Annotated in this window: 1 protein-coding gene; it reads left to right on the forward strand. The window is 73.8% G+C overall.

All coding sequences use genetic code 11. From position 1 onward, the window contains the following. Window positions 1-1462, forward strand: a 1462-nt coding sequence (locus tag ACNPM4_RS18670) for a helicase-related protein (protein WP_448986702.1), incomplete at both ends; no start/stop codon positions are given.

Raw genomic sequence — 1462 nt, forward strand, 5'->3', positions numbered from 1 at the left:
CCCCTCGGTTCACGCGTGGGATTCACCGTCCGCGGCGAGCGCTCGGCAGGACCCGAGACGCAGGTCGAGTTCGTCACGGCCGGAGTCCTGCTTCGACGGATGCTCGATGACCCGGGACTCGACGGTGTGGATGCCGTGATCCTCGACGAGGTACACGAACGCGCGCTCGAGACCGACCTCCTGATCGGGCTGCTCTCGGAGGTGCGCGAGCTGCGGGATGACCTGGTGGTGATCGCCATGTCCGCCACCCTCGACGCGGCGCGCATCGCCGCCGTCATCGGCACGGACGACTCCCCCGCGCCGATCGTCGACCACGATGTCCCCGCCTTCCCCCTCACCGTGCAGTGGGCTCCGAGCCCCGTGCCACGCCTCGACGAGCGCGGAGTCACGTGGGGATTCCTCGACCACATCGCGGCCGTCACGGCAGCCGGGGCCCGGGACCTGGTGCGCGAAGACCCGAAGGCGGACGTGCTGGTCTTCGCGCCAGGGGCCCGCGAGGTGTCGGAGATCGCCCGCCGCGTCCGCGCTGCGAGCGATGCCTTCGACGTGCGGGAACTGCACGGCCAGATCCCGCCGGCCGAGCAGGATGCCGTGATCCGCGGCCGCGCGCCGGCCGACCGTCCGCGCATCATCGTCACGACATCGCTCGCGGAGTCCTCGCTCACCGTGCCGGGGGTGCGCCTCGTCGTGGACAGCTGCCTGTCGCGGCATCCGCAGCGCGACGCCGGCCGCGGCATGACGGGCCTCGTCACCACCGCCGCATCGCGCTCATCGTGCGTGCAACGCGCGGGGCGCGGCACCCGTCAGGGCCCCGGCACGGTCATCCGCTGCGTCGACGAACGCACCTACGCGGCGGCGCCCGCCCGTCCCGTGCCCGAGATCGCGGTGATCGACCTCGCGGACGCCGCGCTGCTTCTCGCCTGCTGGGGTGCCCCGGGCGGCATCGGACTGCGGATGATCGACCCGCTGCCGGCCGAGAACCTGGCCGATGCGATCGCGGTGCTTCGGGGGCTCGGCGCGATCGATGACGACGGTCGCGCCACCGCGGAGGGCCGCGTCCTCGCACGGATCCCGACCGATCCTCGTCTCGCCCGAGCGCTTCGCGACGGCAGCCCGGGCGTCGGAAGCCGACTCGCGGCCGAGGTCGTCGCGCTGGTGAGCGGCGAGCTGCGCGTCTCGGATGCCGACATCGCGCAGGCCCTCATCGCGCTGCGCGGCGGTCGGAGCCCGGAGGCCCGCCGATGGCGCGACGATGCGAACCGCCTCGAACGCATGGTCCGGGGCGCGCCGGGTGTCCGGTCGGACCTCGACGGAGTCGGGCTCGTGATCGCGCTGGCGTTCCCCGGCCGGATCGCACATCGCGTCGAGCGCACCGCCGAAGGGGCGACATTCCTGCTGGCCTCCGGAACCCGGGCCGGGGTGCGGGGTCCGCTCGCAGCGGTGGAGTGGCTCGCCGTCGCCG

The sequence above is a fragment of the Microbacterium umsixpiens genome (genome assembly GCF_053543675.1).